The organism is Asticcacaulis sp. (assembly GCA_024707255.1).
Lineage (GTDB): Bacteria > Pseudomonadota > Alphaproteobacteria > Caulobacterales > Caulobacteraceae > Asticcacaulis.
This window is the reverse complement of the sequence record JANQAC010000002.1, coordinates 1,083,906-1,107,359: the sequence shown is the minus strand read 5'-3', so window position 1 is coordinate 1,107,359 and position 23,454 is coordinate 1,083,906. Positions and strand designations below refer to the sequence as shown.

The 23,454-nt window shown below is 60.2% G+C and carries 24 protein-coding genes and 1 pseudogene; 6 read left to right on the top strand and 19 right to left on the bottom strand.

The genetic code is table 11. The annotated features are described in order from the left end of the window. Nucleotides 1-38 precede the first annotated feature (38 nt). Nucleotides 39-737 (top strand): DUF1223 domain-containing protein, encoded by a 699-nt coding sequence (locus NVV72_16520; protein MCR6660861.1) that lies wholly within the window; start codon nucleotides 39-41, stop codon nucleotides 735-737. On the opposite strand, the gene NVV72_16515 is transcribed toward NVV72_16520, so the two are convergent. From NVV72_16515 to NVV72_16505, 3 genes are all read right to left on the bottom strand, one after another. Then, nucleotides 734-1,207 carry a VOC family protein gene (locus tag NVV72_16515; GenBank protein ID MCR6660860.1) on the bottom strand — a complete coding sequence of 158 codons (474 nt, stop codon included), beginning with the start codon at nucleotides 1,205-1,207 and terminating at the stop codon, nucleotides 734-736. The genes NVV72_16520 and NVV72_16515 overlap by 4 nt on opposite strands. Nucleotides 1,208-1,290: 83 nt before the next feature. Continuing rightward, nucleotides 1,291-2,163, bottom strand: a complete 873-nt coding sequence (locus tag NVV72_16510; GenBank protein ID MCR6660859.1) for an NAD(P)-dependent oxidoreductase — start codon at nucleotides 2,161-2,163, stop codon at nucleotides 1,291-1,293. 3 nt (nucleotides 2,164-2,166) lie between these two features. Continuing rightward, nucleotides 2,167-2,646: a flavin reductase family protein gene (locus NVV72_16505; protein ID MCR6660858.1), complete on the bottom strand. Its 480-nt coding sequence runs from the start codon at nucleotides 2,644-2,646 to the stop codon at nucleotides 2,167-2,169. A gap of 171 nt (nucleotides 2,647-2,817) precedes the next feature. On the opposite strand from NVV72_16505, the gene NVV72_16500 reads away from it, so the two are divergent. Both NVV72_16500 and NVV72_16495 read left to right on the top strand, forming a co-directional pair. After that, complete coding sequence (locus NVV72_16500; GenBank protein ID MCR6660857.1) at nucleotides 2,818-3,711, top strand: OmpA family protein; 894 nt, start codon at nucleotides 2,818-2,820, stop codon at nucleotides 3,709-3,711. Nucleotides 3,712-3,822: 111 nt separating this feature from the next. After that, a complete protein-coding gene (locus NVV72_16495; protein ID MCR6660856.1) occupies nucleotides 3,823-4,548 on the top strand; it encodes an arginyltransferase in 726 nt (241 codons plus the stop codon). 105 nt (nucleotides 4,549-4,653) lie between these two features. Here the strand turns inward: NVV72_16495 and parC are convergent, their stop codons facing one another. The 14 genes from parC to rpoZ all read right to left on the bottom strand — a co-directional run bounded on the left by parC (nucleotide 4,654) and on the right by rpoZ (nucleotide 17,366). Beyond that, nucleotides 4,654-6,870, bottom strand: a complete 2,217-nt coding sequence (gene parC, locus NVV72_16490; protein ID MCR6660855.1) for a DNA topoisomerase IV subunit A — start codon at nucleotides 6,868-6,870, stop codon at nucleotides 4,654-4,656. Between the two features lie 81 nt (nucleotides 6,871-6,951). After that, a complete protein-coding gene (locus tag NVV72_16485) occupies nucleotides 6,952-7,908 on the bottom strand; it encodes a diguanylate cyclase (GenBank protein MCR6660854.1) in 957 nt (318 codons plus the stop codon). Between the two features lie 102 nt (nucleotides 7,909-8,010). Further along, nucleotides 8,011-8,475 carry a hypothetical protein gene (locus tag NVV72_16480; GenBank protein ID MCR6660853.1) on the bottom strand — a complete coding sequence of 155 codons (465 nt, stop codon included), beginning with the start codon at nucleotides 8,473-8,475 and terminating at the stop codon, nucleotides 8,011-8,013. A gap of 102 nt (nucleotides 8,476-8,577) precedes the next feature. Then, nucleotides 8,578-9,294, bottom strand: coding sequence for a DNA repair protein RecO (gene recO / locus NVV72_16475; GenBank protein MCR6660852.1), 717 nt, complete (start codon nucleotides 9,292-9,294; stop codon nucleotides 8,578-8,580). Between the two features lie 2 nt (nucleotides 9,295-9,296). Continuing rightward, nucleotides 9,297-10,253, bottom strand: coding sequence for a GTPase Era (gene era / locus NVV72_16470; GenBank protein MCR6660851.1), 957 nt, complete (start codon nucleotides 10,251-10,253; stop codon nucleotides 9,297-9,299). Further along, entirely contained in the window at nucleotides 10,250-10,975 is a 726-nt protein-coding gene (rnc, locus tag NVV72_16465) for a ribonuclease III (protein ID MCR6660850.1), read from the bottom strand. The genes era and rnc overlap by 4 nt, the downstream gene beginning before the upstream one ends. A gap of 64 nt (nucleotides 10,976-11,039) precedes the next feature. After that, on the bottom strand, nucleotides 11,040-11,489 hold the full coding sequence (locus NVV72_16460; protein MCR6660849.1) for a GNAT family N-acetyltransferase: 450 nt from the start codon (nucleotides 11,487-11,489) through the stop codon (nucleotides 11,040-11,042). A 5-nt stretch (nucleotides 11,490-11,494) separates the two neighbouring features. Beyond that, nucleotides 11,495-12,379, bottom strand: coding sequence for a signal peptidase I (gene lepB / locus NVV72_16455; protein MCR6660848.1), 885 nt, complete (start codon nucleotides 12,377-12,379; stop codon nucleotides 11,495-11,497). A gap of 106 nt (nucleotides 12,380-12,485) precedes the next feature. Then, on the bottom strand, nucleotides 12,486-12,875 hold the full coding sequence (acpS, locus tag NVV72_16450; GenBank protein ID MCR6660847.1) for a holo-ACP synthase: 390 nt from the start codon (nucleotides 12,873-12,875) through the stop codon (nucleotides 12,486-12,488). Continuing rightward, entirely contained in the window at nucleotides 12,872-13,636 is a 765-nt protein-coding gene (locus tag NVV72_16445) for a pyridoxine 5'-phosphate synthase (protein ID MCR6660846.1), read from the bottom strand. The genes acpS and NVV72_16445 overlap by 4 nt, the downstream gene beginning before the upstream one ends. Nucleotides 13,637-13,641: 5 nt before the next feature. Continuing rightward, nucleotides 13,642-14,229, bottom strand: a complete 588-nt coding sequence (gene pyrE / locus NVV72_16440) for an orotate phosphoribosyltransferase (GenBank protein MCR6660845.1) — start codon at nucleotides 14,227-14,229, stop codon at nucleotides 13,642-13,644. Nucleotides 14,230-14,307: 78 nt separating this feature from the next. Further along, nucleotides 14,308-14,565, bottom strand: a complete 258-nt coding sequence (locus NVV72_16435; GenBank protein MCR6660844.1) for a ribosomal protein L7/L12 — start codon at nucleotides 14,563-14,565, stop codon at nucleotides 14,308-14,310. Then, nucleotides 14,566-16,854 carry a bifunctional (p)ppGpp synthetase/guanosine-3',5'-bis(diphosphate) 3'-pyrophosphohydrolase gene (locus NVV72_16430; protein ID MCR6660843.1) on the bottom strand — a complete coding sequence of 763 codons (2,289 nt, stop codon included), beginning with the start codon at nucleotides 16,852-16,854 and terminating at the stop codon, nucleotides 14,566-14,568. It lies immediately after the preceding gene. A gap of 152 nt (nucleotides 16,855-17,006) precedes the next feature. Further along, on the bottom strand, nucleotides 17,007-17,366 hold the full coding sequence (gene rpoZ, locus NVV72_16425; GenBank protein MCR6660842.1) for a DNA-directed RNA polymerase subunit omega: 360 nt from the start codon (nucleotides 17,364-17,366) through the stop codon (nucleotides 17,007-17,009). Between the two features lie 419 nt (nucleotides 17,367-17,785). On the opposite strand from rpoZ, the gene leuA reads away from it, so the two are divergent. Genes leuA through NVV72_16410 form a run of 3 tightly spaced genes read left to right on the top strand, consistent with a single transcriptional unit; the run spans nucleotide 17,786 to nucleotide 20,786 of the window. Next, nucleotides 17,786-19,456 carry a 2-isopropylmalate synthase gene (gene leuA / locus NVV72_16420; GenBank protein MCR6660841.1) on the top strand — a complete coding sequence of 557 codons (1,671 nt, stop codon included), beginning with the start codon at nucleotides 17,786-17,788 and terminating at the stop codon, nucleotides 19,454-19,456. 10 nt (nucleotides 19,457-19,466) lie between these two features. Further along, complete coding sequence (locus NVV72_16415) at nucleotides 19,467-20,234, top strand: glutaminyl-peptide cyclotransferase (protein MCR6660840.1); 768 nt, start codon at nucleotides 19,467-19,469, stop codon at nucleotides 20,232-20,234. 54 nt (nucleotides 20,235-20,288) lie between these two features. Beyond that, a complete protein-coding gene (locus NVV72_16410) occupies nucleotides 20,289-20,786 on the top strand; it encodes a hypothetical protein (protein MCR6660839.1) in 498 nt (165 codons plus the stop codon). On the opposite strand, the pseudogene guaA reads toward NVV72_16410, so the two are convergent. Both guaA and NVV72_16400 read right to left on the bottom strand, forming a co-directional pair. Continuing rightward, nucleotides 20,787-22,335, bottom strand: a pseudogene (gene guaA, locus NVV72_16405) (glutamine-hydrolyzing GMP synthase). 2 nt (nucleotides 22,336-22,337) lie between these two features. Then, nucleotides 22,338-23,405, bottom strand: a complete 1,068-nt coding sequence (locus NVV72_16400) for an RsmB/NOP family class I SAM-dependent RNA methyltransferase (protein ID MCR6660838.1) — start codon at nucleotides 23,403-23,405, stop codon at nucleotides 22,338-22,340. Nucleotides 23,406-23,454 lie beyond the last annotated feature (49 nt).

Below are 23,454 nucleotides of genomic sequence, written 5' to 3'. Positions count from 1 at the left end.
GATGTAACCGGATGACAGGTCGCGGCGTATAATCCGGCATGTCCCGATTTATACGCAACACTCTGCTCGCACTTATTTTACCGGCCATGACCGGCTGCGCAAAAGCCGCGCCCGAACCATCGCAACCGGTCGTCGTCGAGTTGTTCACCAGCCAGGGCTGCTCCTCCTGCCCGCCGGCAAACGCCACCCTGAACCAGCTCGCCGACCGCCAGGATGTGCTGGCCCTGAGCTTTGGCGTTATCTACTGGGACTATTTGGGCTGGAAAGACACCTTCGCCAGCCCGGCCAATACCCAGCGACAATATGACTACGCCAAGGGCCTGCATCATGGCGGTGTGTTTACGCCTCAGATGGTCATTAATGGCCGCCGGGATACGACCGGCCAGAGCCTGGCCAATGTTATGCCCCTGATCGCGGCGGCGAAAAAAGACCCTGCGGGTCCGGCCATCCGGCTAGACACGGAAAAGGTCACAATCGCCGCCACAGGCACACAGCCGGCAACCGTCTGGCTGGTGCGCTACGATCCAAGAGTTGTGGAGGTGCCGGTCAACCGCGGGGAAAATGCCGGCCGGACCCTGCCCCACCGTAATGTGGTCCGCGAACTGATCCGCCTCGGCACGTTTTCGGGTCAGGCGACAGATTTCACCTTACCTAAGGCCCGTATGCCGGGATTGAAAACGGCGGTGCTGGTCCAGTCCGGCACAGGCGGGCCTATCCTTTCGGCGGTCACCAACTAGCCGCGCCGGGCGGCATCGATGGCGGCAACGTCGATCTTTTTCATGGTCATCATGGCGGCGAAAGCGCGTTTGGCTTCATCGCCGCCGGCCGCCAGCGCATCGGTCAGGGTGCGTGGCGTGATCTGCCAGGAAATGCCCCATTTGTCCTTGCACCAGCCGCATTCGCTTTCCTGCCCGCCATTGCCGACAATGGCATCCCAGTAGCGATCGGTCTCCGCCTGATTATCGGTGGCGATCTGGAAGGAAAAAGCTTCTGTATGCGTGAAGACCGGGCCACCATTTAGGCCGAGACAGGCAACGCCCGCCACGGTAAATTCGACCGTCAGCACATCGCCGGCCTTGCCGGAGGGATAATCGCCGGGCGCCTTATGGACGGCCGTTACGGCGCTGTCAGGGAATACCTCGGCATAAAAACGGGCCGCAGCTTCAGCGTCCTTGTCATACCAGATGCAGATTGTGTTTTTCGCCATGGTTATTCCTCGCCGTTTCGTTGCGAGGGAGGTTAGTCGCAACCATACGCTTTTAGAATTAACAAGCGCGTGAAGCGATGAGCCTACTTGCTTTTTTGGCGACGGGCTTCAAGACGGGCGTGCAGGCTGGATGTATCCCACCGCTGTCCGCCCATGGCCTGGACCTCGGAATAGAACTGATCGACCAGCGCCGCCACGGACAGATGCGCGCCATTGGCCCGCGCTTCGTCGAGCGCTATCCCCAGATCCTTGCGCATCCAGTCGACCGCAAAGCCGAACTCGTATTCGTCCTTCGCCATGGTGGCCCAGCGGTTCGACATCTGCCACGAACCGGCCGCACCCGCCGAAATGGCGTTGAAGACCAGGTCCGGATCAAGCCCGGCGCATTTGGTGAAATGCAGCGCCTCGGCCACGCCCTGAACCGCGCCGGCAATGGCGATCTGGTTGGCCATCTTGGCCATCTGGCCGGCGCCGGCCTCCCCCAGACGCGTGATCGACTTGGTGTAGGCTTTGGTCAGTTCCACGACTTCGGGATAGCGCGCCTCATCGCCGCCGACCATGACCGACAACTGGCCATTGACCGCGCCGGCCTGTCCGCCCGATACCGGCGCATCATAAAAAGTGATGTGTTTCTCAGCACATACCGCCGCCAGTTCACGTGACAATTTCGCCGAGGTCGTGGTGTGGTCAATGATCAGCGAGCCCGGCTTCATGTGCGAAATCGCATTCAGGACCGCCTGGCGGACATCCTCATCACGGCCGACGCACAGGATCAGGGCCTCGGCGCCCAAAAGCGCTGTGCCGAGCGTCGCTTCCGCATGCATTCCGTATTCTTTCGCCCAGTCGAGCGCCTTCTGGTGCGTGCGGTTGAAGCCGTTGACCTTGTGACCGGCCTTGACCAGATGGCCCGCCATCGGCGCGCCCATGATCCCCAGACCTGCGAAACATAATCTCATGACTTAAACTCCAATTTGTCCGTATTTGCCCTTGAAAAAGGTCAGGCCAGCTTGCACCGGGTCGCTTTCGAAATGCCGGACCTCACCGACTATGACCAGGTGATCGCCGACCAGGCGCGATTCATAGAGATCACAGGCAAAATAGCCGACAACATCCTTGATCTTCAGCGGATCATGGGCGTGGGTAAGCCCTTCCTCCGGCACGATATGGGCGTTTTCCCGCGCGAACCGGCGCGATAGGGCCTCATGGCCGGCGCTCAGTATATTGATGCCGAAGCTCTGCGCCTGAGCATAGAGCGCGTAGCGGTGCGCTTTCAAATCAAGGCACCACTGCACCAGCGGCGGATCGAGCGATACCGAACTGAAGGAATTGGCCGTCATCCCGACCACATGACCATCGACATGATCCGGATCGGCAACGGTAATCACGCAGACGCCGGTGGCGAAACCGCCCATGGCATGACGCAATGCCTTCCTGTCCATGCCCGTCTCGGTGTGTTTCAAATCCATGCGTATGGAGGTAAATGACGCAGCCCGGCAAAGCAACTCCGGCAAATGATTTTTTGCGCAAACTGTCCTGAGTCTTAACATCCTAAACAGGCTGTTAACGATAATCCGGCTAGGTTGAAGGCAGTTTTACGAGAGCATTGAGTCATGGCCAGCCGCGACGCCCCCGTCGTCATCAAGAAAGTCAAAAAAGTCTCCGGCGGCGGCCACCACGGTGGTGCCTGGAAGGTCGCCTATGCCGACTTCGTGACGGCGATGATGGCCTTCTTCCTGCTGATGTGGCTGATCAATACCACCTCGCCCGAACAGAAGCGTGGCGTGGCGGATTATTTCGCACCGGCCAATGTGTCGCAATCGACCTCCGGTTCCGGGGGAATCCTGGGCGGCCGGGCGCTCGGCAAGGACGGCGACAAGAATGAAGGCACCATGTCTTTCATCGAGCAGATGGCGCCCAAGCCACCCGAAACCCAGGACAGCGACGGCACCGCCACCGAAACCAAGGGCGCCGGCGCCACTGCCGACACCTCGGACGAATCGGACGCGCAACGCCGCGAGCAGCAGTCCTTCCAGAGCGCGGCCGAATCCCTGCGCCAGGCCCTGCAGGACATGCCGGAACTGGCCGAACTGTCGAAGAATATTCTCGTTGACCAGACGCCGGAGGGTCTGCGCATCCAGTTGATCGACCAGGAAGGCCGTTCGATGTTCAACGAAAACTCGACCCAGCCCAATGATCGCGCCAAGATACTGCTGCGCGCCGTCGCCAAGGTGATCAACCAGTTGCCGAACCGGATTTCGATTACCGGCCACACCTCCGGGTCGCCCGGCCAGGCCGGGCAGAACCCGCGCGACTGGTCGCTTTCCAGCGCCCGCGCCGATGCGTCGCGCGCCATTCTGCAATCGGCCGGCGTCGATCAGGACCGCATCGCCATGGTTTCCGGCAAGGCGGCGAAGGAACCGCTCTACCCGGATGACCCGTCACTGGCCGGCAATCGCCGCATTGCCATCGTGCTGCTGAGAGAGGCGCCCGTCCTGCCTCAGTAAAGGTTTTTGGCGCAAGAGATTTAGGCATTTGCGCTTGCCGACCGACGCATTTTAGGTTCAAACTGTAGTGGCGGTATTGTCCGCGCAGGAACAGGATTTGTACGGCGTAAGATGAGCGAGCATTTCCCAGGCCGAAAGCTCAGATACTACCTGACCATTCCCGGTCCGTGCCCCTATCTGCCCGGTCAGGAAGAACGCAAGGTCTTTGTTCACCTGCCGCCGCTCGAAGCCATCAGCGTCAACGATCAGTTGTCCGCCATCGGTTTCCGGCGCTCTCAGAATATCGCCTATCGCCCCGCCTGCCAGACCTGCCATGCCTGCCAGAGCGTGCGCATTCCGGTCAAGCGTTACGAGCTGTCGAAATCCGACCGGCGGGTAGTCAAGGCCAATACTGACCTCGCCAAGGCATTCGTCGAGGCCGAGGCCAGCCGCGAGCAGTTCGACCTGTTGCAGCGCTATCTCAAGGCGCGTCACCCCGATGGCGGCATGATGGACATGAGCTGGCCGGACCTGGTCGCCATGGTCGAGGACACCCTCGTCCGCACCCACATGATCGAATACCGGCTGAACGGGCAACTGGTCGCCTGCGTGCTGGTCGATGCACTGAATGATGGCCTGTCCCTCGTTTACAGTTTCTATGATCCGGATTTGATGTCGCGCAGCCTCGGCCGCTACATCATCCTCGATCATATCGATCAGGCCAGCCGCGCCGGCTATGACCATGTCTATCTCGGTTACTGGGTGAAAAACAGCCCGAAGATGGATTACAAGGCGCGCTATCGTCCGCTGGAGGGCCTGACGGATATGGGCTGGCGGGAAATCGATCCGCAGGCGTAAAGCGTACCTCCCCATCAAAGATGTTGGAGGTGGCAACACCAGCGCTGACGGAGGGGCGCCTCTCCACCCCTTCGTGGTCCCCTCCCCACTTCGTAGGGAGGAGTTTTACAACCTCAGTTTTCTCAATCCGCGCGGGGCGATGCGGCCAACTGCGGCGCGCTTGCCGATATAGTCCTTCACGTCCTTGAAATCGCGCGCCTTGCCGGCGCCATCATACCATTGCGTACCGACGGCCATGTCGAATATGGCGATGTCCTTCACGCCGCCATCCTTGTAGCCTTGCAGCTTGACGCCCTTGCCGCGCGCCATTTCCGGCAGTTCCGAGACCGGATAGACCAGCAGCTTGTTGTTTTCGCCAAGCACCATGACATGATCACCCGTAACCGCCAGAGCCGCGAACGCTTCAGTGCCATCAGCGTTAAGCACCTGCTTACCGGCACGTTTGTTGGCGAAGGCATCCTCTTCGTTCATGACGAAGCCATAGCCATTTTTCGACACCATCAGGCGTTTCTGGCCCGGCTTCATCATGAAGACGGTGACGATCCTGGCTGTTTCCTCGATATCGAGCATCAGGCGCAGCGGTTCGCCATTGCCACGACCCGACGGCAGCTTGTCGCAGCCGAGCGACAGGAAGCGGCCATCGGAGGTCAGGATCAGCAGTTTGTCAGTGGTGAAGCCCGGCACCAGGTGGGCCAGCTCATCGCCTTCCTTGAACTTCAGTTCGGACGGATCCTCCACCTTGCCCTTGGCAGCCCGGATCCAGCCGCGCGCCGACAGGATGACCGTGATCGGCTCTTTGGGGAGATAAGATTCGATGGCGGCGACCTCGATGCCGACTGGAGCCTCAGCAAATGTGGTGCGGCGGGCCGACAGCAGCTTCTTGCGTACCTCGCCCAGTTGCTGGTCGATGCGCTTCCATTGCAGTTTTTCCGAATCCAGCAGGGCGCGGATACCGTCACGCTCCTCCGACAAGCGCTTATGCTCGTCGGTGATGGTCATTTCCTCCAGCCGCGCCAACTGGCGCAGGCGGGTGTCGAGGATATAGTCGGCCTGCACGTCCGTCAGGTTAAACCGCGCCATCAGGGTCTGTTTCGGCGTCTCGTCCTCGCGGATGATCCGGATGACCTCGTCGAGATTGAGGAAGGCGATCATCAAACCGTCGAGCAGGTGCAGACGCTTTTCGATCCGGTCCAGGCGCCAGTTCGACATGCGGATCAGCACCACGCGGCGGTGATCCAAGAAGGCCACCAGGCAATCCTTCAGCCCCATGACACGCGGCGTGCCCGTGGCGTCGAGCACGTTCATATTGACGCCAAAGCGCGTTTCGAGATCGGAGATCTTGAACAGGCTCTCCATCAGGACTTCGGGCTCGATATTGCGCGACTTGGGCTCCAGGATCAGACGGATTTCCTCGTCCGACTCATCGCGCACATCGCCCAGCAAAGGCGCCTTCTTATTTTCGATCAGGTCGGCCAGTTGCTCGATCAGGCGCGACTTCTGCACGTAGTACGGGATTTCACGCACGACGATGCGCCAGCCGCCACGGCCGAGGTCTTCCACCTCATAGCGCGCACGGGTGCGGATGGAACCGCGGCCGGTCTTGTAGGATTCGAGGATCGATGCCTTCGATTCAACGCAGATGCCGCCGGTCGGGAAATCCGGGCCGGGGATGAACTCCATCAGTTCTTCGGTAGTGGTGTCGGGCTTGGTCAGCAGCTTGCGACAGGCGTCGATCAGTTCGCCGGCATTGTGCGGCGGGATGGACGTTGCCATGCCCACCGCAATACCCGTTGCGCCATTGGCCAACAGGTTGGGGAAACCGGCCGGCAGGACCACCGGTTCCTCGTCCTGGTCGTCATAGGTAGCGCGGAAATCGACCGCATCCTCATTGATGCCTTCCAGCAGCAGGGTCGCGGCTATGGTCAGGCGGCATTCGGTATAACGCATGGCGGCGGCGTTATCGCCGTCGATATTGCCGAAATTGCCCTGGCCTTCGACGAGCTGGTAGCGCTGGGCAAAGTCCTGCGCCAGGCGGACGAGCGCGTCATAGATCGACTGGTCGCCGTGAGGGTGGAAATTACCCATGACCTCGCCGACCACCTTGGCGCATTTGCGCGCCGCTGCTTCGGGCGTCAGGCGCATATTCGACATGGCGTACATGATGCGGCGGTGTACCGGCTTCATGCCGTCGCGCACATCGGGCAGCGCCCGGTGCATGATGGTGGAGAGGGCATAAGCCAGATAACGCTTCGAGAGCGCGTCGCCCATCGGCTCGTCAATTACACGCCCGCCGGCGTCATCGGGAATCACATCAGTACTCATTCGGGCAGGCTAAAGGCTGCAAGGAGTCAAGACAAGACCCTCACCGCTCCCGGCTAAAATTGTTCACGGTTTAATCCGATGTCAGCCCGCCCGGCCGATCAGATTGCGACCGGCGTCCTTGGCGGCATAAAGCGCCTGATCGGCTTCACGGTAAAGCTGATCCATCGTCTCGCCGTGGCGCCACTGGGCGACCCCGGCGGAAAAAGTGTAGCGCAGGGCCACGCCACTCAGCGATATCCGCTGATCCCACACATGGGCCTGCAAGCGCTCGACTATGGCACAGGCTTGCGACATGTCGGCGCCGGGCATCAGGATAAGGAACTCTTCACCGCCGACGCGCCCAAGAATATCGCGGCCCCGCAACCCCGCCGAGGCCGAGGTGGCGAAATGCACCAGAACCTGATCGCCGGCATCATGGCCAAAACGGTCATTGATGGATTTGAAATGATCGAGGTCTACCAGCACCGCGCAAAAGGTTTCATGCGTACCGCTGGCGCGTTCCACCAGTTTCTGGAAACGCTTCATGGTGGCGCCACGATTATAAAGCCCCGTCAGGTGGTCGGTTTCGGCGGCGGTGATGGCGGCATCCCGGTCGGTGGCCAGGCGGAACTCCCGCCGTTTGACCGAGGTGATGTCGGCCACGGAGAGGATCAGCCAGCCATCCGGCAGGGTCGCCTCGCTGATCCACAGCCAGCGGCCGTCAATCATGTCGACCTCGAATTCGCGCACCGGCTGGCTGCGGCGCTTGAGATGCGCGACCGCCAGCCAGGTGTCGATGTCGTTGGTATCAATCCGCGGCCCGCGCCCGGTCTGCCAGCAATGCCGCATCAGGCTGTCAAAGGTCTGATGCCCCGGCTGCATGTCATAGAGCGTCCGGAAGCCCTCGGTCGCCAGGCGAATAGTGTCATCCGGCGCGAAGACCGCCATGCCGCGGCCGCTGATCAGCAGACCCTGGGCGATGCGGACGATCATGTCCGGCGTCGGGGCCAGGAGCGGTTCTTCTGAAGACAGATTTTCTGTATCTTGACGACGGGACATTCGGAACGGCAGGCAGTTACCAGATAAAGCGGCAGCCTAATGTAGCGGTGTTATTTTCGGATTAAGACGCGTAGGAAATTACAAAAAGGAGCAGCCTTCCCCTTAAAACAGGGCGTCGACTTCGCTTTGCAGGCTCTTTGGCGCCAGCGCCCGGCCATGAATATGCGAATCCATCTCCAGCACCAGCGCCTTCATGTCGCGCAGCCGATCGCCAAGGTCGGCCAGGGCGGCTTCATCCGTCAGGTTGGAACTCATCAGGATGTCTATGGAGGAACTGAAGGTGGTGAGGGCACGGTCACAGACCTCATCAAAGTCACGACGACCATCGACCGGCGCATGATGATAGGCGGCAATGACCACGTCCTTCATCTCGAAGCCGGATTTCTCGAAGTGCTCGACATAGCCGCGCTTCTGCCAGTCCGCCAGTTCCTCGGCCATGTCCGGCATGTCGAGGCCCATTTCGAACAGCATGATGGCTTCGTTGAACAGATTCAGGTAGTCAGTGGCCAGTTGGGTGGCCGGATTGACATTGGCGGCTAACAGGTCCTGCTCACTGTATGGCAACATACGCTCTTGACGACTCCCAGCTTCGTAACAGGGTTATGGCATAAAATCCGTTACCAAACCGTTCGGTCGTTTTTAAGGACGCAACTGAGTCGAGGCAACCCCTCAGGACGCCAGGCTGTTCTTCAGCCGTAAACGTATATCCGGCAGCGGCTTATTATGCGGGTGGAAAACGTGGCGCTCCAGGAAGAAGCCCGTCAGTTCCAGACCGCGCACCACATCGCCCTCGGCCAGCCCGCCCTGGCTCGATAGCATGAAGCCCGGCAGATGCAGGAGCTTATCCTTATAAGGCTCGCCCGCCCTGCGCCCGACCGCCCGGCCCGATTTCGGGCTGACATAGATGAGATCATCATGATCGCCACTGACCGCGCAGGCGCTGAGATCAAGGCCGAAGCCGAGCGCTTCCAGCAGGCCGGCTTCATAGCAAACATAGACCGCCGGCCAGATTTCCGGGAAGGCAAACAGGCCAAGCAGACCCGACAGAGCATGATAGGCGCCGGGCTGACTGTCGCGTTCAGGCAGGACGGTCTGCGCCATGGCGCAGGCGCATTGCAGGCCCAGCAGACCCAGCGGCTCATCGAGCAGGTCCGGTGACGGGCCGGACGCTTCCAAAGTGGCCGCGCCCAGTTGATCGGCATGGCGGGCGCGATAGGCGAAGACCACACTGGAGCCGGCTTGCAGTAATGGCTTGATCCGCCGCGAGGCTCCGCCGGAAATATGGGCGGCATAGACACCGTGGTTTTCGGTCAGGACATGGACTATGGCGCCGGTTTCGCCATGGGACCGGGCCCCGAGGACAATGGCTTCATCCTCAAATTCCATTCTTAAGACTCATACTCCAGCCCGAATTGCGCATACAAAGCACGGTCCTCGCTCCACTTTTCCTCGACCTGAACATGCAGGAAGAGATGGACCTGGCGGTCGAGCAGCTTGCCCAGTTCCTCACGCGATTTCATGCCGATCCATTTCAGGGTCTGGCCATTCTTGCCCAGAACGATCGAGCGCTGGCTGTCGCGTTCAACGAAAATGGTCTGTTCGATACGCGCCGAACCGTCCGGCTTATCCTCGAACTTGGTCGTGACCACAGCCGCAGCATAGGGCAGTTCTTCATGCACGCGCAGGAACAGCTTTTCGCGGGTGATCTCGGCGGCCAGGATACGCACCGGCGCATCGGCCGCCTGATCGGCCGGATAAAGCCACGGCCCTTCCGGCATCTTCTTTTCCAGCAGGGCACGCAGATCCTTGACACCATGGCCTTTCTCGGCCGAGATCATGAGCACGTCCTCGAAGACGCCCGCTTTATAAAGCTCATCAGCTATGGCCAGCAGGTTCTCGCTCTTCATCAGGTCGATCTTGTTGAGCGCCAGAATGGCCTTGGCATTATTCTCCTGCAGGCCCTTGACGATCATCTCAACATCCTCGACCGCCTTGTGATCGGCGCCGGTGGCCTTCGTCTCGGCATTCGGGTGTTTCACTGCCAGTTGCGCGGCGGCATCGACCAGCAGGACGATGCAATCTGCATCCTCGGCACCGCTCCAGGCCGACTTGACCATGGCGCGATCCAGGCGGCGACGCGGCTTGAAGATGCCCGGCGTATCGACCAGGATCATCTGGCAGTCATCGTGCAGGGCGATGCCGCGCACCGGGAAGCGAGTCGTCTGCACCTTCTGGGTAACGATGGACACCTTGGTGCCGACCAGTTGGTTGACAAGCGTCGACTTGCCGGCGTTCGGCGCACCGATGATGGCGACAAAGCCGCAGCGTGTGGTGGAATCGGTCAATTCAGTTTTTCTCGTTCGATAAGGCCAAGCGCGGCGGCCTTTTCGGCCTCCTGGCGGGATTTGCCGCTGGCCGATTGCGGGGGCAGGTCGTCGATGCGGACCTCGATGGTGAAAACAGGCGCGTGGTCGGGCCCCTTGCGGCTGACCAGCGTATAGACCGGCGCGCCCATGCCGTGCGCCACCGCCCATTCCTGCAGATAGGATTTCGGATTGGAGCGCGAGACATTGCCGCTCTCCTTTACTGCCTTGACCCACAGGGGCTTGAAGCAGCGCAGGACCGCCTCGTAACCGCCATCGATATAGACGGCCGCCATCAGGGCCTCGCAGGCGTCTCCCAGGATGGTCGGATTGCTGCGACCGCCGCTCTTGGTTTCGCCGGCGGCCAGGCGGATGGCCGGCCCCAGATCGATCTGGCGGGCGACATCGGCGCAGGTTTCGCGGCTGACCAGGGTATGGAAGCGGCGCGACAGTTCGCCTTCGGTGGCCTCTGGCAGAGCCTCCATCAGGGTTTCGGCGGTCATCAGGCCCAGCACACGATCGCCCAGGAATTCCAGGCGTTCATTATCAGCCATCTTGCGCGCGCCTTCAGCCACGGAGGCGTGGGTCAGGGCCAGTTCGAGCAGTTCCGGGTCATGAAAACGATAGCCGAGCTTGTCCTGCAAGGCGTCAATGGCCTTCAGGCGCAGGTTCGACTCTTTCGATGGAGAGACACGGACGTTCATGTGCCTGCGTTTACATCAAGCCATGACCAAAGGCAAAGGATTGCGTACGTCACGCTTTTGCCGATCAATGACCGCCAAAACGCATCTGAAAGCCGATCTTGTTCTGGCTAAAACCGCATCCTGTGTAAAAGTCGCGGACATGCGGCTCAGGACGGCTGGTCATCAGCATCAGCTTGTAGCAACCGGCAGCTTCGGCGAGGCGGGCCGCGTCCGCCAGCAGCGCCCGGCCAATGCCCCGGCGCCGGTGGCCATCATGGGTCACGACATTCTCGACCAGCGCGTAGGGTGCGCCGCCGCGTGTCAGGTTGGGGAGGATGACCAAGGTTACCGATCCGACCATATGACCATCGATAACCGCCACCAGAACGGACAGCCCTGCCCTTGCCTGGATTTCAGTGAAAATCCGTACAGCAGTATCGTCCGGCAGGCGCGGATCGAAAGGGTTCAGTTGCGCGTAAAGCGTAAGCAGTCCGTCCAGATCGGACGGCAGGGCCTCACGAACCTGAACAGACATGCCTGTCAGTGCAGCGGCTTGAAGAAGCGGTTCCAGTGGAAGTTCAGCCAGGTCCAAGGCTTCCAGAGGGACGAGCCTTCCTTCCACGACATCAGGATCAGCACGGCGCGGCCTTCGAGATTTTCCTCCGGCACGAAACCGACGCCAGGTTCATAGGGATCATCCGGCGAAAAGCGGCTGTCCAGCGAATTATCGCGGTTGTCGCCCATCATGAAGTAGTTGCCGGCCGGCACGATGAACTCGCCGGTATCGTCGGCGCGGCCGTCCTTGACGATATCCTGCATCAGGTGGGTACGGCCATCCGGCAGGGTTTCACGATAGGCCGTGGCATAACGCGCCTCGAAACCCTTGGCGTCGACCGGGCCGAGCTCGGTATTCGGCACAGCCACGCCGTTCACGTAAAGCTGGTCCTGCTTCATCTGGACCGTATCGCCCGGCAAGCCGATGACGCGCTTGATGTAATCGATCTTGGTGTTGCTCGGCAGTTTGAAGACCACGATATCGCCGCGCTTCGGCGCATGGTTCATTATGCGCCCCTTGATGAACGGCAGAGCTACGGGGAAGGAATATTTCGAAATGCCGTAATCCCACTTGGAGACGATGATGTAATCGCCTTCATAAAGGTTTGGCTCCATCGATGCCGAGGGGATGGTGAAAGGCTGGAACAGGAAGGTGCGCAGGATCATGACCAGGATCAGCGCCACGGCGACGACACTGAAGATTTCCTTGGCTTCATCGACCGCGACCTGCTTGGCGTCCCGCGTATCGACCTCCTCCGGCTCGTCCTCTGGGGCGTTATCGACGGCAGCGGCGGTTTCGTGGTCGATCTTTTCCGCCGCATTGGCCGCAGCGGCAATCACCTCATTCGCTGTGTCGTCGTGCTGTGCCATAAGGATCGCCCCCAAATTGCTTTAATCTGTTACGGTGTGTCACCTAACCACAGATTATGGCAAGCACAAGGCTCTTTTCCCGGCTGACATTAAACCTTGTTCAGAATCAATAAGCTTCGATGATTGCATAGGCCGTGGCGTAAGGGTCTTCATCGCTTAAGGACAGGTGGATATGCGCCGTCCGCCCTTCCGGCACCAGACCGCGCAAAACCTCAGCCGCCCCACCATGCAGAAGGACATGCGGCTTACCCAACGCCCCGGAGACCACCTCGATATCGACGAACAGGAAGCCGCGCACGCCGGTGCCGAACGCCTTGGCGACGGCTTCCTTCGCGGCGAAGCGCTTGGCGAAACTCAAGGCCGGTTTGGCGGCGGCGCGGGCATGTTGCTGCTCGGCCGGGGTATAGATGCGATCAAGGAAGCGGCCCTCGAAGCGTTCCATCGAGGATTCGATGCGCCGGGCATCGCAGAGATCGACGCCGATGCCCAAAATCACTCGACAACGCCCTTATGGTGCAGGTCGATCAGTTCGCGCATCCGGCGCAGGGCGGGTTCAAGACCAACGAAGATCGCCTCGCCGATCAGGAAATGGCCAATATTCAGTTCGCGGACACGCGGAATACGCGCGATGAATGGCACGGTGTCGTAATCGATGCCATGGCCGGCGTGGACCTCGATACCCAGTTCATGCGCCTGCCGAACCGCCGCCTGCAACCGGTTCAGTTCGTTGTGAAAAATGACATCTTCCTGTTCACGGAAAGCATCACACAAGGCGCCGGTATGAAACTCGACGACCGGCGCCCTCACCTTCGCCGCCGCATCGATCTGCGCCGGGTCGGTGGCGATGAACAGGGACGAACGAATACCGGCGGCGTTGAATTTCGCCACTGCGGCGCCAACCCCATCGATCTGCCCGACCACATCCAGGCCGCCTTCAGTCGTGCGTTCCTGGCGGCGTTCCGGCACCAGGCAGGCGGCATGGGGCTTCATCTTCAACGCCAGGCCGACCATCTCATCGGTCACCGCCATCTCGAAGTTGAGCGGGCGGCCAAAGGTATCGCAGACCTCTTTCAAGGCCTTTACGTCTTTATCCAGGATATGCCGGCGGTCTTCGCGCAGGTGCGCCGTGATGCCGTCGACGCCGGATTTAAGCGCCAGTTGCGCCGCCCGCACCGGATCAGGCGCATGTCCGCCGCGCGCATTGCGCACGGTGGCGACGTGATCGACATTCAAGCCCAAACGGATGCGATCATGCATGATGTTCAGGCCTTGGCTAGGCGGCGCGAACCAGGATCCTCGACGGGGATGGCGGCCAGTTCGGGCGGCAGGTTGTCGGCAGGGTATGCCGGCACTTCCAGCGAGGCCAGGGCGATCAGCGGCACACCGACATCGGCCTTGCCGCCGGAACGATCGACAATACAGGCAGCGGCGACCACGTCACCGCCGGCAGCCTTAATGGCGGCGATACATTCGCGCGACGACAGGCCGGTGGTGACGATATCCTCGACCATGACCACCTTCTGGCCCGGCTCGACATGGAAGCCACGGCGCAGCTTGAACTCGCCGCCTTCACGCTCGACATACATAGAAGGGACTTTCAGGTGACGGGCGGTTTCGTAACCGGGAATGATGCCGCCCACGGCCGGCGAAATGGCGACATCGACCGGGCCGACTTGCGCCGTGATCTTTTCGGCCAGCGCCTTGCACAGACGTTCGCAACGATCGGCATTCATGAAGACGAGGTTCTTTTGCAGGAACATCGGGCTGTGCAGGCCTGATGAGAGCACAAAATGGCCTTCGCGCAGGGCATTGGCGGCGCGGAACTCGTTGATTACGTCTTCGGAAGTCATATGGCGGGAATCCTTTGTCGAATAGCGGCTGTTTAACGCCTTCGATAAGGATTGGGAACAGTCTTACCGAAGTTTTTCCTATTCCTTCGTGATCAAGCCTAGCTCAGTAACAGCTTTTTCCAATTGGGCATGAAAGCGCTCATCATCCTCACGCCGCTCCTTCCAGGCCGGACTGAAATGGACCTGCTTTTTCGCATCGGCCAAACTCACTCCATATCTCTCTCTGAGAGCCTTAATACACGCAATCTTGCTGTAACCCAAATTCTTCAGAAGCAGTATAGCCTGTTCGCTATCCTCAGGCAGGTCATTGGGTAAAGTAATATTGAGAACAGCCATCTATCCCCTCACCCGCTCCACGCTTTCGATCATCGGCGAGGTGCGCAGGGCGGCCGAGATGTTGGTGATGTGGCGGGCGTCCAGCACCTCTATATCGAAATCGACATCGAGGAAGTCCATCGGCTTGTTGGCAATGCTGATATTGATGATATTACCCTTGGCCTCGCCGATCAGGGTACAGGCCTGGCCCAGCACACCCGGTTTGTTCTGCATATTTACCCGCAGGCGCGCCACGGAAAGCGTGTTCTTCTCGGCATTCAGCGTCCAATGCAGGTCGATCCAGCGGTCCTTTTCGCCGTCCATTTCCTCCAGCGCTTCGAGATTTTCACACTCGATGGAATGGACATGGACGCCGTCATCCTCGACAATCCCGACGATGCGGTCGCCCGGCACCGGATAGCAGCATTTCGAGAAAATAACCGTCTGGCTTTCGCGCAAGGCACTGCCGCGCACAAACGCCGCCCCGCCGGCGCCATCCCGGATGCGCGTCAGGGTATCGGTGGTCAGCATCATAGGCAGCTTCAGGCCGGGGAAGATGGCTTCCAGCACCTTAGCCGGAAAAATTTTGCCACGGCCGACCAGTTCAAACAGGTCGTCCTCGCTGGTGACATTGAAGCGCTCGAAGGCCGGGCGCCAGCTTATATCTTTCAGCGCCTTTTCGACCTGGGCGGCGGCGCGTTCCACGGCCGTGCGGCCGAGCTTGATGAAATCGCCCGCCTCGCGCTGACGCAGGTGCCGGCGGATAGCCGAGCGCGCCTTGCCGGTGACGGTGAGCGAAAACCAGTCCTGGTTGACGCGCGATTCCAGTCCGGTCAGGATTTCAACCTGGTCGCCGTTTTGCAGAACCGTGCGCAGCGGCTTGTGCTCGCCATTGATCAGGCAGCCGATGGCGGTTTCGCCCACCTGGGTATGGACAGCGAAGGCAAAATCGAGCGGCATGGCGCCGCGCGGCAGCGAGATCAGGCGGCCCTTCGGCGAGAAAACGAACACCTGATCGAGATACATCTCCATCTTGGCATGTTCGACCCAGTCTTCGCTGTCGCCGCCGCTTTCGACGATATTGACGATATTGCGTAAGCTATTCATCGGGTTGCGGCCGCCATCGCGCGTTGCCGCCTCCTCGTCGAAACCGTAAGCCTGATTTTTGTAACCCCAGTGCGCCGCCACGCCCTCTTCGGCGACACGGTCCATTTCCTCGGTGCGGATCTGGAGTTCGATCCGCGTGCCCTTGTGGCCAACCACGGTTGTATGCAGAGACTTATAATTGTTGGATTTCGGCGTCGAGATGAAGTCCTTAAAGCGTTCCTGCACGCATGGCCAGGCGCGATGGATGATGCCGAGCGCGCGGTAACATTCCTCAACACTATTCACCACTACACGGAACGCATAGATATCCGACAGTTGCGCGAAGCCGACCGACTTTCTTTGCAGTTTCTTCCAGATCGAATAGGGCGATTTCTCGCGCCCCATCACCTTGGCGGAAATGCCCTGCTTTTCCAGCTTGCCGGCGACATCGCGGGCAATGGCGGCGATGGTGGCGCCTTTTTCAGCGCGCATTTCCTCCAGACGGTGAATGATCGCCTGATGCGCCAGCGGATTGATGAAGGAGAAGGCCAGATCTTCCAGTTCGGTGGCGAAACGGTTGCAACCGATCGAGCGAGCCAGCGGCGCATAGACTTCCAGGGTTTCGCGGCTGATGCGTTCGCGCTTTTCCGGTGCCACGAAATGCAGGGTGCGCATATTGTGCAGGCGGTCGGCCAGCTTGACGAGCAGGACGCGGATATCCTTGGAAATGGCCAGGATAAACTTGCGCAGGTTTTCCGAAGACTTGGTATATTCCGATTGCAGTTCCAGCCGGGTCAGCTTGGTGACGCCTTCCACCATGCTGGCGACATCCTCGCCGAACTTGGCGGCGATTTCCTCGCGTGTGGCCGGCGTATCCTCGATGGTATCGTGCAAGAGCGCGGTGGCGATGGCGGCGGCATCGAGCTTGTAGTCGGTCAGTATGCCCGCCACCTCGATCGGATGGGCAAAATACGGATCGCCCGATGCGCGAAGCTGGGCGCCATGCATCTTCATGGCGTAGACATAGGCGCGGTTGAGCATGGCCTCGTCGACCGTCGGGTCATAGGCGGCCACCCGGTCGATCAGCTCGATCTGGCGCAGGAATTTCTGACGGCTGGGCGCCGGTGTGGAAGGTTCAGGCTGAACACCCGGCACAGGAACGGCCATAGGCGCAATCGCACCTTGCGTGGCCTTGTCCAATACCTGTTCGCTTTCCGCCGACATAATTCCGTCCTGTTGTACGCTACACCCTTAATCTAAACGGATCAGGAGTTAAAAAGTCTCTCACAAGTGCAGATTTACACAAGCAAAAAAGGCCCAAGGATAGCCCTGAGCCTTTTAAATAATAAGTTGGGAAGCGAAATCCAGTAGCGCTCTTAGTAGCGCTCTTCCTGGCCGCCATCGCGGTCGGATTGCAGGGCGCGGATCAGTTCCGATTCCGACATTTGCTGGTGCGACGGATCGGCCAGCAGGGCCAGGGTTTCGGCCTCCTCCTCGGCCTCGGTACGCTCATCGACGCGTTGCAGCGAAGCGATCAGGCTTTCGGTCAGGGTGCCCGGCTCCAGCACGCCATCGGCGATTTCGCGCAAGGATACAACCGGGTTCTTGTCGTTGTCGCGGTCCACCAGGATCGACGAGCCCGACGAAATGGCGCGGGCGCGATGAGCCGCCAGCAGGACGAGGTTGAAACGGTTGTCGATCTTTTCGACGCAATCTTCGACGGTAACGCGAGCCATCCGGCACCTCAATAAAGTAACGATATCACCTGGCCCGCACGCATTTCCGGCGGCCATCTGGCGACATCACAAAGTCATGAACCGGTGCCAATAGCGCGTGTCGGGCGAAAAGACAAGGAAATCATGCAATTTGTTGGCCGCTCATTGACGGCGGCCGCGCATCGTGACATTAACCCCGCCATGATCACGTCCAAAGCCATTACTGCGCTCCTTATTGGCACCCTGCTCGCGTAAACGCGATCAGGTGTTTTCCTCGCGTCTTTTTTTGGCTTTCTCCCCGTTTCGGGTTTCGATCATGTCCCTTCTTCTGCTACACACCGCGCGAATTCGCACCAGCTTGCAGGTTTGCGCCCACCTGTAAGCCGAGCGTCGCGCGTCACAATTTATGCCAGATTTATGAAAAGTAAGGGTTTTCACCCATGATGCTGTCCAATCCCGAAACCAAATACCGCCCATTCTCCCTGGGCATAGACATGCGCGACCGGACCTGGCCCGACAAGGTCACCACCAAGGCGCCGCGCTGGCTTTCCACCGACCTGCGCGACGGCAACCAGGCGCTCGCCGATCCGATGGACGTCGAAAAGAAGCTGATGTTCTTCAACCTGCTGGTCAAGGTCGGCCTGAAGGAGATCGAGGTCGGCTTCCCCTCGGCCTCGCAGACCGAGTTCGATTTCGTGCGCAAGCTGATTGAGGAAAACCTGATCCCCGACGACGTCACCATCCAGGTGCTGACCCAGTCGCGCGAGGACCTGATCAAGCGCTCTTTCGAGGCCCTGCGCGGCGCGAAAAAGGCGATCGTTCACCTGTATAACGCCACCTCCCCCCTCTTCCGCCGCGTTGTCTTCGACATGGACAAGCCGGAAGTGCTGGCCCTGGCGCGCAAGGGCATGGCCCTGCTGGTAGCGGAAGCCGCCGCGCAACCGGCCACCCAATGGGGCTTCGAGTACAGCCCGGAAACCTTCACCGCCACTGAGCCGGAATTCGCCCTGGAGGTCTGCAATGCCGTGATCGACGTGGTACAGCCAACGCCGGAACGCCCGCTGATCCTCAACCTGCCGGCCACGGTGGAGGTAGCCGGGCCGCATACCTATGCCGACCAGATCGAATGGTTCTGCCGCAACATAAATAAGCGCGACAGCGTGGTCATCAGCCTGCACCCGCATAATGACCGCGGCACCGGCACCGCCGCCGCCGAACTGGCCTTGCTGGCCGGCGCCGACCGTATCGAAGGCTGCTTGTTCGGAAATGGCGAGCGCACCGGCAATGTCGATCTGGTCACCCTGGCGCTCAATCTCTATACGCAGGGCGTCTCTCCGGAACTCGACTTCTCCAATATGCGCGAGGTCGTGAACACGGTCGTCCACTGTAATAATATCCCGGTCCATCCGCGCCACCCCTATGCCGGCGAACTGGTCTTTACCGCCTTTTCCGGCTCCCACCAGGACGCCATCAAGAAGGGTTTCGCGGCGCACGAAAAGCGCAATGACAGCTATTGGGAAATGCCCTACCTGCCGATCGATCCCGCCGATCTGGGCGAATCCTACGAGGCCGTCATCCGCGTCAATTCGCAGTCCGGCAAGGGCGGCATCGCCTGGGTGCTGGAACAGGGCCACGGCCTGAAACTGCCGCGCAAATTCCAGGTCGATTTTTCGCGCAAGGTCCAGGACATCACCGATGCCTCGGCGAAGGAAGTCAGCGGCAGCGACATCTGGGAAGCCTTCCAGTCGTCCTATCACCTGACCGGTCCACAGAAGTACGAACTGATCGAATACGAACACGCCGGCCCGGTGCGTTCGGACGCGAAGCGAACCTTCGTGGGACGAATTATAAAGGACGGAATCGAGACATCCGTAGTAGGTCACGGCAATGGCCTGATTTCCTCGGCTGTCCGTGGCCTAAACGCCCATTATGACCTGGGACTTGAGGTCGTCGACTATGCCGAGCACGCCCTGCACGCAGGCGCGGAAAGTCAGGCGGTCGCCTATGTCGAATGCAAGGCCGGCGACCGCACCATTTTCGGCGTCGGCATCGATCATGATGTTGCCACAGCCAGCATAAAGGCGGTACTCTCCGCCGCAAACGCTCTTTAAGAGGTACTGAATGTCCGTTCGTCCGCTCGCCCTGATCTGTCTCGCCCTTGGGCTTACGATGGGTTCGGCGCGGGCGGCCGTGCCGGTCTACAGGCTGGAAGTCGTCAAGACCTACCCGCACGATACCAAAGCCTTCACCGAGGGCCTCTATTACCGAGACGGATCGCTCTATGAGAGCACCGGCCGCAACGGGCAATCCTATATTCGCCAAGTGGCGCTCGATACCGGCAAGGTCATCCGCCAGACCACAATCGACAACAAGTATTTCGGCGAAGGCATCGCGCCCTGGGGCGATCATATTGTCAGCCTGACCTGGACCGGCGGCGCCGGTTTTGTCTGGTCCGGCAAGGATTTCAAACTCAAGCGCAGCTTCTTCTATACCGGCGAAGGCTGGGGCCTGACCGTCAATGACAAGAACCTGATCATGAGCGACGGCACCTCGACCATCCGCTTTCTCGATCCGGTGACGCTTAAGGTCGTTCGCACCATCGCCGTGAAACTGGACGGACGCGACATCGACCAGCTCAACGAACTGGAGTGGGTGGACGGCGAAATATACGCCAATGTCTGGCGCAGCCGTTACATTGTCCGCATCGATCCAAAGAGCGGCAATATCACTGGCATTATACAATTGAACAGCCTGCCGGAAACCCAGGACACCAGCCTGGAGATCGACGCCGTCGCCAATGGCATTGCCTACGACGCCAAGGATAGGCGGCTGTTCGTCACCGGCAAGTTGTGGCCAAACCTCTACGAAGTGAAGCTGGTGCCGAAATAGGCCGGCTTGCCTGTTGCCTCGATCGCGGTTAGGTTAACCGCCAGGGGGGCGCCGATGGGGAATATTCACGAGATACTGACGGATGATTTCATGCGCATTCTGCATGAAACTGAAACCCGTGTCCGTCACTCGGCTCATGCCCACTGGGCGGCGACCAACCGCATGGATACGCTCAATCGCGTGACCACTATCTCTACCCTGATCGGCGGTTTCCTCGTCTCGACCCTGGCGGCCCTGCCTGTGCTATACAAGGACTTTTACCAGCCGCACAGCGATGTACTGAACGCTGGCCTCTTCGTCATCGGCGGTGCGGTGTCGGTTATTTCGGTGATGCAGGCGGTCCAGCGCTGGGGCGAACGCTCACAAAGCCATTTCAATGCCGCCAGCGCCTATTCATCCCTGCGGCGCAAGCTGGAAATCCTGCGCCTGAACTTGCCCGGCAGTTCGGCCCAGTTGAGCGTGATCCTGGAGGATCTGCGTCAACTGGGCGAAATCGCGCCGCCAGTACCCGAAGGTTTGTGGCGCAAGGCAATAAGAGTGGCGAAGGGCTAATTATTCCCATTCGATGGTGCCGGGGGGCTTCGAGGTAACGTCATAGACGACGCGGTTGACCCCCCTCACCTCATTAACGATGCGGGTGGCGCAGCGTCCGAGCACAGCCCACGGAAACTCATAAAAATCCGCGGTCATGCCGTCGGACGAGGTGACGGCGCGCAGGGCCAGCACGTCCTCATAGGTGCGGGCATCACCCATGACGCCGACCGTCTTGACTGGCAAGAGCACCGCGAAAGCCTGCCAGATATCGTTATACAGCCCGGCCTTGCGGATTTCATCCAGATAGATGGCGTCGGCGTCCTGAAGCGTTTTCACCTTTTCCGGCGTCACTTCGCCGGGGATGCGGATGGCCAGCCCCGGTCCGGGGAACGGGTGGCGGCTGACAAAGGCGTTGTCCAGCCCCAGTTCGCGGCCAAGCGCCCGCACTTCATCCTTGAAGAGTTCCCGCAGGGGCTCGACCAGCTTGAGTTTCATATATTCCGGCAGGCCGCCGACATTGTGGTGCGATTTGATGACGGTCGACGGGCCGCCGTGCGGCGAGATGCTTTCCACCACGTCCGGATAGAGCGTGCCTTGAGCGAGGAATTCAGCGCCGTCAATCTTGCCGGCCTCTTCATCAAACACATCGATGAACAGCTTGCCAATGGTTTTGCGCTTGGTTTCCGGATCGCTAATGCCGGCCAGGGCGCCAAGGAATTTGTCTTGCGCCTGCACATGGACCAGCGGGATATGGTAGTGATTGCGGAAGAGGGAAACGACCTGCTCACCTTCGTTCTTGCGCAGCAGGCCGGTATCGACAAACACGCACGTCAGTTGCTCGCCGATCGCTTCGTGGATCAGGATGGCGGCAACCGACGAGTCGACCCCGCCCGACAGGCCGCAGATGACCTTGCCCGTGCCGACCTGGGCGCGGATCCTCGGCGATCATTTCTTCGCGGAAGGCGGCCATCGACCAGTCGCCCGTGAAGCCGGCGATCTCGAACAGGAAGTTGCGGATCATGTCGGTGCCACGCTTGGTGTGGACCACTTCCGGGTGGAACTGCACGGCGTAGAATTTGCGCTTTTCATCGGCGATGGCGGCATAGGGCGCGCCTTCCGAGGTAGCGATAACCTCGAAACCTTCGGGGATGGCGGTGACGCGATCGCCGTGGCTCATCCAGACGGTCTCGACCGGATCGAGGCCCTTGAAGATCGGCGACTGCCCCTTGACGGTGATCTCGGCACGGCCGAACTCGCGATCATGGCCGCTTTCAACCTTGCCGCCCAGCAGTTCACACATCAGTTGTTCGCCATAGCAGATGCCGAAAACCGGCACGCCCATTTCGAACAGTCTGGCGTCGATGCGCGGCCCCTCATCGATGACGCTGTGCGGCGAACCCGACAGGATCACCGCCTTGGGGCGCAAGGAATCGATCTTGTCGGCGGCCTTGGTGAAGGGATGGATTTCGCAATAAACGCCGCATTCGCGGACGCGGCGCGCGATCAACTGAGTAACTTGCGATCCGAAATCGATAATAAGAAGAGTCTCGTGGTGCGGCGAAGCCATGATTATTGGGTCCGTGTATAGGCGGCGATAAAGAAACCGTCGGTCTGTGTCGAATGAGGTGTGAGAGATAGTCTGTGGCCGGTTTTGGCCAGCTTTGTCAGGCGCGCCACGTGATCGATAAACCGGCTGCTGTGCTCCAGCAACGTGTGGATCGGCAGAGCGTCGTAATTGGGATGGGCGGCCTCAAAGGCATCAGCGGTCTGGGCGTTTTCATCGTCAAGCACCGAACAGGTGACATAGACGAGACGGCCGCCGATCTTCACGCATTGCGCGGCGCGGTCGAGGATTTGGGTTTGCAGGGTATGCAGGTCCGCCACCTTGGCCTCATTCAGGCGATGCGCTTCTTCCGGGTGGCGGCGCCAGGTGCCCGAACCGGAGCATGGCGCATCGACCAGCACCAGATCGGCGCCTTTCAGCAGTTCTAGCTGCGCGGTATCGTCAGGATCGAAAAAGTGCATGAAATGCGCCGAAGTGCCGGCGCGGAGAAGGCGCGGCTCGATGGCTTTCAGGCGCTTTTCCACCACGTCGCAGGCGTAGATTTCGCCATTGCCATCCATCATCTGAGCAAGCGCTAAAGTCTTGCCGCCACCGCCGGCGCAAAAATCGACCACCTTCGCCGCGCCCGGCAGCAGCCCGGCGCCGGCGATAAAGGCCGCCAGTTGCGAGCCTTCGTCCTGGATTTCGATCTGGCCATTTTGATAAATGTCGAGCTTGGCGAGATTGGGCGGCGGCTCGGCGCTCAGGCGGATGCCATATTTCGAGAACGGAGTCGGCTCAGGCGACAGGCCCTCGGCTTCCAGTGCGGCGATCATGGCTTCGCGCGTCGTCTTGGCGCCGTTGACGCGCAGGTCGATCGGCGCGCGCGGCAGCATCAGGGCGGTGGCTTCGGCGGCCCAGTCCTTGCCGAACTGCTGCTCAAAGCGCGACACGACAAATTCCGGCAGACCGGTGGTCACCCAGGCTGGGGCATCGCCATCGCCCGCCGCCAGACGTTCGCGCTCCTGTTCGGTCAGCGGCTTGGGCGCGTAGCCTCCGCCACTGAACAGGGAATCGATCTCTTCGATCGGCAACCCGTCGATCAGTGACAGCGACGCCGAGGACCAGCGCCCGGCCCTGCCC

Coding starts and splice junctions, on each gene's coding strand:
- pyrE (MCR6660845.1), bottom strand. CDS start 14,229: ATGACTTCCGAAGACGTAATCAACGAGTTCCGCGCCGCCAATGCCCTG.
- NVV72_16415 (MCR6660840.1), top strand. CDS start 19,467: ATGTCCGTTCGTCCGCTCGCCCTGATCTGTCTCGCCCTTGGGCTTACG.
- NVV72_16410 (MCR6660839.1), top strand. CDS start 20,289: ATGGGGAATATTCACGAGATACTGACGGATGATTTCATGCGCATTCTG.
- leuA (MCR6660841.1), top strand. CDS start 17,786: ATGATGCTGTCCAATCCCGAAACCAAATACCGCCCATTCTCCCTGGGC.
- recO (MCR6660852.1), bottom strand. CDS start 9,294: ATGGAATTTGAGGATGAAGCCATTGTCCTCGGGGCCCGGTCCCATGGC.
- lepB (MCR6660848.1), bottom strand. CDS start 12,379: ATGGCACAGCACGACGACACAGCGAATGAGGTGATTGCCGCTGCGGCC.
- NVV72_16485 (MCR6660854.1), bottom strand. CDS start 7,908: ATGTCCCGTCGTCAAGATACAGAAAATCTGTCTTCAGAAGAACCGCTC.
- NVV72_16460 (MCR6660849.1), bottom strand. CDS start 11,489: ATGTCTGTTCAGGTTCGTGAGGCCCTGCCGTCCGATCTGGACGGACTG.
- parC (MCR6660855.1), bottom strand. CDS start 6,870: ATGAGTACTGATGTGATTCCCGATGACGCCGGCGGGCGTGTAATTGAC.
- rpoZ (MCR6660842.1), bottom strand. CDS start 17,366: ATGGCTCGCGTTACCGTCGAAGATTGCGTCGAAAAGATCGACAACCGT.
- rnc (MCR6660850.1), bottom strand. CDS start 10,975: ATGAACGTCCGTGTCTCTCCATCGAAAGAGTCGAACCTGCGCCTGAAG.
- NVV72_16480 (MCR6660853.1), bottom strand. CDS start 8,475: ATGTTGCCATACAGTGAGCAGGACCTGTTAGCCGCCAATGTCAATCCG.
- NVV72_16505 (MCR6660858.1), bottom strand. CDS start 2,646: ATGGACAGGAAGGCATTGCGTCATGCCATGGGCGGTTTCGCCACCGGC.
- NVV72_16520 (MCR6660861.1), top strand. CDS start 39: ATGTCCCGATTTATACGCAACACTCTGCTCGCACTTATTTTACCGGCC.
- NVV72_16510 (MCR6660859.1), bottom strand. CDS start 2,163: ATGAGATTATGTTTCGCAGGTCTGGGGATCATGGGCGCGCCGATGGCG.
- NVV72_16445 (MCR6660846.1), bottom strand. CDS start 13,636: ATGCATGATCGCATCCGTTTGGGCTTGAATGTCGATCACGTCGCCACC.
- NVV72_16500 (MCR6660857.1), top strand. CDS start 2,818: ATGGCCAGCCGCGACGCCCCCGTCGTCATCAAGAAAGTCAAAAAAGTC.
- NVV72_16435 (MCR6660844.1), bottom strand. CDS start 14,565: ATGGCTGTTCTCAATATTACTTTACCCAATGACCTGCCTGAGGATAGC.
- NVV72_16515 (MCR6660860.1), bottom strand. CDS start 1,207: ATGGCGAAAAACACAATCTGCATCTGGTATGACAAGGACGCTGAAGCT.
- NVV72_16495 (MCR6660856.1), top strand. CDS start 3,823: ATGAGCGAGCATTTCCCAGGCCGAAAGCTCAGATACTACCTGACCATT.
- NVV72_16430 (MCR6660843.1), bottom strand. CDS start 16,854: ATGTCGGCGGAAAGCGAACAGGTATTGGACAAGGCCACGCAAGGTGCG.